This window comes from Mycobacterium persicum, assembly GCF_002086675.1.
Taxonomy (GTDB): Bacteria; Actinomycetota; Actinomycetes; order Mycobacteriales; family Mycobacteriaceae; genus Mycobacterium; species Mycobacterium persicum.
The window spans coordinates 1-8,120 of the sequence record NZ_MVIF01000018.1 but is presented as its reverse complement, the minus strand read 5'-3'; the positions used below and the strand labels follow the sequence as shown (position 1 = coordinate 8,120).

The 8,120-nt window shown below is 68.2% G+C and carries 7 protein-coding genes and 1 pseudogene; 3 read left to right on the top strand and 5 right to left on the bottom strand.

Features of this window, described 5'->3' with window-relative positions:
* Nucleotides 1–350: 350 nt before the first annotated feature.
* Nucleotides 351–722: a hypothetical protein gene (locus tag BST40_RS31055; RefSeq protein WP_082275607.1), complete on the bottom strand. Its 372-nt coding sequence runs from the start codon at nt 720–722 to the stop codon at nt 351–353.
* A gap of 190 nt (nt 723–912) precedes the next feature.
* Here BST40_RS31055 and rbpA point away from each other — a divergent pair, with 190 nt between their 5' ends.
* On the top strand, nt 913–1,248 hold the full coding sequence (gene rbpA / locus BST40_RS08485; protein ID WP_023364597.1) for an RNA polymerase-binding protein RbpA: 336 nt from the start codon (nt 913–915) through the stop codon (nt 1,246–1,248).
* Here rbpA and lnt read toward each other — a convergent pair.
* The 3 genes and pseudogenes from lnt to BST40_RS08465 all read right to left on the bottom strand — a co-directional run bounded on the left by lnt (nt 1,223) and on the right by BST40_RS08465 (nt 6,202).
* Nucleotides 1,223–3,856: pseudogene (gene lnt / locus BST40_RS08475) on the bottom strand (apolipoprotein N-acyltransferase). The gene rbpA and the pseudogene lnt overlap by 26 nt on opposite strands.
* 178 nt (nt 3,857–4,034) lie before the next feature.
* The gene (locus tag BST40_RS08470; RefSeq protein WP_075549087.1) at nt 4,035–5,633 is read right to left on the bottom strand and encodes an amidohydrolase; all 1,599 of its coding nucleotides are present in this window, start codon (nt 5,631–5,633) and stop codon (nt 4,035–4,037) included.
* A 38-nt stretch (nt 5,634–5,671) separates the two neighbouring features.
* The gene (locus tag BST40_RS08465) at nt 5,672–6,202 is read right to left on the bottom strand and encodes an FxsA family protein (RefSeq protein WP_075549084.1); all 531 of its coding nucleotides are present in this window, start codon (nt 6,200–6,202) and stop codon (nt 5,672–5,674) included.
* A gap of 72 nt (nt 6,203–6,274) precedes the next feature.
* Here BST40_RS08465 and BST40_RS08460 point away from each other — a divergent pair, with 72 nt between their 5' ends.
* Together BST40_RS08460 and BST40_RS08455 are read left to right on the top strand one after the other, a co-directional pair.
* On the top strand, nt 6,275–6,985 hold the full coding sequence (locus BST40_RS08460) for a dienelactone hydrolase family protein (protein WP_083153998.1): 711 nt from the start codon (nt 6,275–6,277) through the stop codon (nt 6,983–6,985).
* Nucleotides 6,986–6,995: 10 nt separating this feature from the next.
* Entirely contained in the window at nt 6,996–7,574 is a 579-nt protein-coding gene (locus tag BST40_RS08455) for a hypothetical protein (protein WP_083153996.1), read from the top strand.
* A gap of 21 nt (nt 7,575–7,595) precedes the next feature.
* On the opposite strand, the gene BST40_RS08450 is transcribed toward BST40_RS08455, so the two are convergent.
* On the bottom strand, nt 7,596–7,991 hold the full coding sequence (locus tag BST40_RS08450) for a PPOX class F420-dependent oxidoreductase (RefSeq protein WP_083153994.1): 396 nt from the start codon (nt 7,989–7,991) through the stop codon (nt 7,596–7,598).
* Nucleotides 7,992–8,120 lie beyond the last annotated feature (129 nt).

Genomic DNA, 8,120 nt, shown 5'->3' with positions numbered 1-8,120 from the left:
TACTAACCTCGCCTAACCCTCGCCTAACCCCTGGTCGTCGCCGACCGGGTGCGGCCTTATCGCCGAATCACGGAAGTCGCTGCACGAATCGGCCTCGCCGTTTCGCCGACCAGCGTCGCTTTTTCGACCGGCGTCGTGCTGCGTTCCGACCGAAGAATGTCGCTGGTGAGTATCGCCAACTGTGGCAGGATTTCAAAACGTCCGATACTCCCAGGTATGCACGGGCGGGCCGGGTGCCCTGGAAGCGCTGGAAGCCATTCTGGGCGGGCAACCGCGGCCGCCTGCACACCTGGGTACACCGAGCCCGCCGTCCATGGCGCGACTTTACCCGGTTCGCCAGTGTCTAACGGCTAGACACCCACCCTGCGCCAGCCGTCGGCGGCCCTGGCCGCTCGGATCAGCTCGCCGCACAGCTCACGCAATTCGGGCACGCCGGCTCCTTCGTCGAGTGCGGTGGCGACGTCTTCGGCCGCACATCGCATCTGGTAGATCCGGTCCGACAGATCTGCCGCTTCGTCGGCCGTCAACACCACCGCATCGGCGGGCAGAGCCACCGCGGCCCCGGCATCGCCCCGCGTCATCATGGCTCGCTGCTCATAGGCCCGCTGCCGGCACGATTGCCGGCAGTATTGGCGGCGGCGGCCCATTCCGGCATCGGTCACGTCACGTCCACACCAGCGGCATGGCTGGGGACGGGCACGTTGACGTCGGGCCGGGCTCACGCCTGCCGACTTTAGTCGGCTCGGGCCCGTGATCCCGGTATCATCGATGTTCGCGGATGGTCGCGTCGCGCGCTGTGACTAGCCCGGGAACTACCCCGGGAACTACGTGGGCGGCTGCGGCGTTCGCTGAAGCGGAGAGAATCACTATCCGGAGCCAACCAGCTCAACGAGTCCAGAGGAGTTAGCGTCGATGGCTGATCGTGTCTTGAGAGGCAGTCGTCTGGGAGCCGTGAGCTACGAGACCGACCGCAACCACGACCTGGCACCACGTCAGATCGCGCGGTACCGCACCGAGAACGGCGAAGAATTCGAGGTCCCGTTCGCCGACGACGCCGAGATTCCCGGCACCTGGCTGTGCCGCAACGGCATGGAAGGCACCCTGATCGAGGGTGACCTGCCCGAACCGAAGAAGGTCAAGCCTCCACGCACGCACTGGGACATGCTGCTAGAGCGTCGCTCCGTCGAAGAGCTCGAAGAGCTGCTCAAGGAGCGCCTCGAGATCATCCGGTCGCGTCGGCGCGGCTGATCCGGACGCTATCCGGCCGGTTGAGAGCGGTCGTGAGCGCGGCCGGCTCGGCCGTGTTCACGTCGACCCTCAATACCCCATCGGGTGACCTTGAACAGCGCTTCGCGAATGTTGGATCCGCTCATCTTTGACACGCCGATCTCGCGTTCGGTGAAGGTGATCGGAACTTCGACGACGACGAACCCGCTGTTCACGGTGCGCCAGGTCATTTCTATCTGGAAGCAGTAGCCCTTGGAGTCGACGCTGTCGAGATCGATCGTCTCCAGCACTTCGCGGCGGTAAGCGCGATAGCCGGCGGTGATGTCGTGGACCCCGACACCCAATGCCAGCCGTGAATAGGTGTTGGCCGTCTTGGACAGCGCCAGCCGCCGCCACGGCCAGTTACGCACCGTCCCCCCGGGCACATAGCGTGAACCGATGGCCAGATCGGCCCCCGCACCGACGGCCTCCAGCAGGCGGTGCAGCTGCTCCGGCGCGTGGCTGCCGTCGGCGTCCATCTCGACAAGCACCGAGTATTCGCGGCTGAGGCCCCAGGCGAACCCTTCCAGGTAGGCCGCCCCCAGGCCGTTCTTGACGGTGCGATGCAACACATGAGTACACCCCGGGTCGGCCTGCGCCAGCTCGTCGGCGAGCTGACCGGTGCCGTCGGGACTGTTGTCGTCAATGATCAGCACGTGCACGTCGGGGCAGGCGTCCTTGACCCGCCGATGTATCAGCGGCAGGTTCTCCCGCTCGTTGTACGTCGGAATGATCACCAGGACACGCTGGCCGAGACGATTGCTCGGCACCTCGGCCGCAGGTTGGCCGCTGGTCATGTAGCTCCTTCAGGTCGCCCGAACTCGTGGTGCCCGCCCGCGTCGGGCGGAGTGTCTTGCGCGGTCTGCGGGCCGCCCCCGGATTCGTTCCGGAGCGCCGCTTCCGAGTCGTCGCCGTCGTCCGGGGGTCCGTCGGACTCGCCAGCTCCACGCGGGAGCCCGAACAGCCAACGCCCCGGACGCGGGAACCACCCATTGTGCCGTATCGCGACCAAAACGACCGCGCCCGCCGCCCCGACCAAAATCCACTGCAGTAGCGGAGCCCAGCGAGTTGCCGGCGTCAGCCTGGTCTTCAGCCGCACCTGGGTGTCCAGGTACCCGGGCTCGAAGAAGTCGGTACGGACCAGCTCCGCGCCGTCCGGCGCAATCACGGCGCTGATGCCGGTGGTACCGGCGACCACGACGTAGCGGTCGTGCTCGACCGCCCGGACCTTGCCGAATGCCAGCTGCTGCTCACTCATCGTCTGGTTGAAGGTGGCGTTGTTGCTGGGCACGGTCAGCAGCTGCGCGCCGTTGAGCACGGCTTTTCGCGGGGCCCGATCGAAGATCACCTCCCAACAGGTGGACACCCCGACGGGCACGCCGGCGATGCGCACTACCCCGGAACTCGTGCCGGGCACGAAATTACCAGCGCGGCCGGCGTAGCCAGAAAGATGGCGAAACAGCCATGGCATGGGCAAGTATTCGCCGAATGGCTGCACGATCTCCTTGTCGTGGCGGTCGGCGGGCCCCGTTCCCGGATTCCAGACGATCACCGTGTTGGTGAATTCCGGGCGCTGTTGCGGTGGACCCGGCGCGTCCAGCACGGTGCCAACCAGGATCGGCGCGCCGATCGCCGCGGCCGCCCGCGATATCTGCTGGGCAGCGTCGGGATTGAGGAACGGATCGATGTCCGACGAATCCTCGGGCCAGACGACGAATTGTGGTCGCGGGGCACTGCCTGCACGGACATCCTCGGCCAGCCGCAGTGTCTCCTGCACGTGGTTGTCCAGGACCGCTCGCCGCTGCGCATTGAAATCCAGACCCAGACGCGGCACATTGCCCTGAACGACCGCGACGGTGACTGCCGGGTCGCCGCCCGCTCCAGCACCGGCGTGCCGCACCTGCGGCCACACGATGACGGCGGCGAACAACACCAGGCAGATGGACACACCCGGCAACACCACCGCCGGCGGCGCGGCCGTTTCGGCCGACCCGGTTTTACCGCCGCTGCGCCACCACTTCTCGATTTCCAGCGCGATCGCGGTCACACTGCAGCCCACCAGCACGATCCCCGCGGACAGCAGCGCGACACCTCCCAGCTGGACCAAGGGCAGCAGCGGCCCCTCGGTCTGACCGAACGCCACCGATCCCCAGGGAAAGCCACCGAACGGCACGATCGACTTCAGCCATTCCTGCGCCGCCCACAGCACCGCAAACCAGATCGGCCAGCCGGGCAGCCCGCGCACCACGACGGCCAATAACCCGAAAAGACCCGGGAACAGCGCGGACACCGTCGACAGCACCAGCCAGGGCATCGGTCCCACCAGCGAGCCGATCCACGGCAACAACGGCACATAGAACGCCAGACCGAACAGGAATCCGTAGCCCAGCCCACCTACCGGCGTGGTTGCCCGGTGCATCAGCACCCAGGTGAGCAGCGCGACCGCGACGATGGCCGCCCACCACCAGCTGATCGGCGGGAAGCTGGCATACAGCAACAAACCGGCCCCGACACAGACCAGCAGGCGCGGCAGCCGCGGCCCGACCGCGGCCCACAGCCCCGGTAGCCGGGTCAGCGCGCCGGTGCCCATCGCCGACAGGCGCCGACGGGCGGCGGCGCGGAGCCGAGTGGTCGCGGTCGACGTGCCGGCGTCCCGCTCGGACTCTTGCACATCGGCGGGATCGGCGGCCAGGTCGTCGTCAGGCGCCGCATCCGCCGGATCGATCTCGCCGCTGTCCAGGTTCGGCGCCTTGCGGCCGGGCCATCCCCTAGCCATAGATGACCGCACCCCGGTGCACGGTTTGACGGCAGCGCGGCAAGGCGTCCTGCGGACCCAGCCGCGGTAGCGCCGGCACCCGGGACCGCGGATCGGTAGACCAACGCTGAACGGCGTCGCGCGGCGCACTGACGTCCAGAACATCGACGTCCCACACGGCGTACGAGGCCGGCGCGCCCGGCACCAAGGTGCCGGCCTGCCCGTCGCGGACACCGCCGGCCCGCCAGCCCCCGCGGGTTGCCGCGGCGAACGCCGCCCGCGCCGACACTGCACTGCTCGGGGTGCGGTGGTTGACCGCCGCAGCCACGTTCGCCCACGGGTCGAAGCCGGTTACCGGCGCGTCGGAACCAACGGCGAGTGGCACGCCTTGGGATGCTAACAGCGCAAGCGGGTTGAGCCGGCAACCTCGATCCGGCCCGAGGCGCTGGGCGTACATCCCGTCGACGCCGCCCCAGAGTGCGTCGAAACTGGGCTGCACGCTGGCGATGACACCCCAGGCGCCCAACTTGGCGGCCTGATCGGCAGTGACCATCTCCACGTGCTCCAGACGGTGTCCGCACCGGGCGACCGCGACCACGCCGAGGTCCTGCACGACCCGGTCGAAGGCTGCGACGACCGCCGACACGGCGGCATCGCCGATGATGTGGAAACCGGCGGTCAGCTGCGCCGCGGTGCACGCCCGCAGATGCGCTTCGATGGCGTCTGAGTCGAGGTGGCAGGTTCCGGTGCAGCCCGGCGCGTCCGCGTACGGCTCATGCAGCCAGGCGGTGCGCGACCCGAGTGCGCCGTCGACGAAAAGGTCACCGGCCAACCCGTGGGCTCCGGTCTGCTCGATCAACGCCCGGGCCTGGTTCGGTGTGGTCACTGCCTCACCCCAGTAACCGATCACTTCGACGCCGTGCTGGAGAGAGCGCAGCGCCAGCCAGTCTTCGAGCCCGCCGATTTGCGGGCCGGCGCACTCGTGCACGGCGACGACGCCGGACGCGGCCAGGGCCTGCAGCGCCGCAGCCCGAGCTTCGACCAGCTGCACGTCGGTCAGCATGTCGCGGGCCGCGGCCCGGACCAGGTGGTGAGCGTCACCGGTCAACGGCTGCTGTGCGCCGGCGCCGGCCGGAAGTTCGGGTATCCGCCGCCGCAACGCCGACGAGGCCAGCGCCGAATGGACGTCGACCCGGGCCAGGTAGGCGGGCCGGCCGTCGAGCACGGCGTCCAGGTCGGCGGTGCTGGGCGCGGATTTTTCGGGCCAGGCCGACTCGTCCCAGCCGTGTCCCCAGATCGGCCGGCCGGGATTAGCCGCGGCGTAATCGCCAACCATGCGCAAGCATTCCGCGCGTGACGTCGCGGAGCGCAAGTCCAGCCCGCTGAGCGTCAGACCGGTCGCGCTCAGGTGGATGTGGCTGTCGACGAATCCCGGCGCGACGAATGCGCCGTCGAGGTCCTGCACTTCCACATCCGGGAACTGGTCGCGCGCGACATCGTCGCTGCCCAGCCATGCGACGATGTCGCCGCGCACCACCATGGCGGTGGCGTCGGGGTGGGTCGGGCTGTAGATCCGGCCGTTGACCAGCAGCTTGGACGGAATCTGGGGAATCTGCGTCACACCGCAAAACTACGTCGGAAGTCCAAGACCTAGGTCCAGTTCGGGGCTTGGTCGGGAATGCGAGCCTGCGGCAGGGTCGGCGGTTCCCCATCGATGACGTCGATGACCTCCCCATCAATGAAGTCACGCCGATCGGGTTGCTCGCGGCGGGTGAACGCGCCGGCCATGCCGGCGGCCGCGGTCGCCGTCAATGGCACCCGCCGCAGGATTCCGCGCAGTGCGATCGCGGTCAGTCCGGGGCCGGCGGCTGCCCGGATCGGCGGCGCCAGCAGCAACAACCCCACAGCGGTGGTGACCAGCCCGGGGACCAGGACCAAACCGGTGGCCACGGCAACCAGGGCGCCGTCGCTCAGCGCGCTGCGTGGTTCCTGCACGCCGGACCGCCACTGCATGAGGTGCCGCCCGAGCTGCCACCCGCCCAACGGAGCCCAGAGGACCAACCCGAGGACGAAGGTGGCCAGCAGCACCACCAGGGCCCAGCCGAACCCGATGACCGCTGCCAATCCGATGAAGGCCATGAGCTCGACGACGGCGTAAATGAGAAGCAGCCGACCTAGCATGTGAAGCCAACGTCTGCGGGCCGCGCCCGAGTTCCGCAAGCGGTCGCGTGACGGCTGCAGTTAGATGACGCTATGACCACGATCGAAATCGACACCCCTGCCGGACCGATCGACGCGCTGCTGAGCGTCCCCACCGGAGAAGGTCCGTGGCCGGGCGTGGTCGTCGTGCATGACGCGGTCGGGTATGCCCCGGACAACGAGGCGATTTCCCAGCGCATCGCCCAAGCGGGTTATGTCGCGCTGACCCCGAATATGTACGCCCGCGGCGGCCGCGCTCGATGCATCGTGGGGGTCTTTCGCGACCTTTTGACCAAGCGCGGTCGTGCCCTCGACGACATTGTGGCTGCCCGTGATCACCTGCTTGCCATGGCCGAATGTTCCGGCCGGGTAGGCATCGCGGGCTTTTGCATGGGTGGCGGGTTCGCGCTCGTCTTGTCGCCCAAGGGCTTTGGCGCCTCGGCGCCGTTCTACGGCACGCCGCTGCCCCGCCATCTCAGCGACACTCTAGACGGGGCGTGCCCGATCGTGGCGAGTTTCGGCGGTCGCGACCCGCTGGGTGTGGGCGCGGCCGACCGACTGCGCTTCGTCACCCAGGCGAAGGGGATCACCGCGGACATCAAGGTCTATCCCGGGGCCGGGCACAGCTTCGCCAACAAACTTCCCGGTCAACCGCTCATTCGGGTTGCGGGATTCGGCTACCACGAGACCGCGGCCGAAGATGCGTGGCGCCGGGTGTTCGCGTTCTTCGGCGAGCACCTGAGCAGCGGAGCCGAAGGACAGTGAGGAGCCGACGATGCATGCTGGGCTGAAGAGTGCATCCGCGGTATTCGCGGTGCTGGGGGTTCTGGCCGGAACGGGTGTGCTGACGCGTGGCGCGCCGGCGTCGGCCCCGACGGCCGCCCTGGTGACGGGTATCGCAACCACCGAGGCTGTCGCTGAGCCGTTTACCCCGGGCGAACAGCAAGTTGTCCGGCTGCTGCCGCCCGGCTACTCCGCCGGCTCGTGCATGCGAGCCACCAACCCGTTCCCCGCTGCCATCGCCAGCCTGGACTGCACCGACAATCTGCAGTCCGAGACGCCGGACTATGCGCGCTTCACGCTCTACGACAATGTGGACTTGCTGACCGCCGACTTCTATGCGACCGCCGAAAGCATGGTGGTGTCGCCGTGTCCCGGGGGCAACGCCTCGCCCGGCAGCTGGGATTACGGATCGAGTCCCGGCCGTGCCGGCGGCAAGATCGTGTGCGGCAGCATCGAGGACCGCGCCGATCTCGCCTGGACCCGCGACGCTCAGCTGCTGCTGGCCACGGTCAACGGAGGGGGCAGCCTCAACGACCTGTACCGATGGTGGTTGCGCTATGGCGGCTCTTGAGCTCCCGTCGGCGGTGACTAGCTAGGCGCCAGCCACTCTGAGCTCCAGGCCAATGTTGTTGTCCATGCCGCCGCGGAGCTTGCTGACAAAGTTGAAGACCTTGCCGAGGATGCCGTACCGCTTGGCGATCGCATCGTAGACGGCGCCGGTCTGCGAATCGTCGAGAATGGCCGCGGTGCCCTCGACGGCCTCGCTCTTCGGGCGACCGCGCACGTCGCAGATGGCCATCGTTACTCGTGGGGTATTGCGAATTCGCTTGACTTTCCACGCTTTTTTCTCGGTGATGACCAGCAGCCGGTCACCGCGGTCCTTGTCCAAAGCGGCCCAGATGGGGGTCGGCTTCGCCCGGCCGTCTTTGGTGAAGGTGGTCAGCAGGATGTACTGCGCTTTGGCAAGGTCGGCGAAGGTGGGTGTCACGGTGTCAACCTAGCGCTGAGCAGACGCGGAATAGCCCCCGCAAACGGCATAGCGGGCGCGTACGCGGGGGCGGGCCCGGGCGACCGCCGCCGGGCCTCCCCGGGCCCCCCCCGACGGGGGGACAAACCC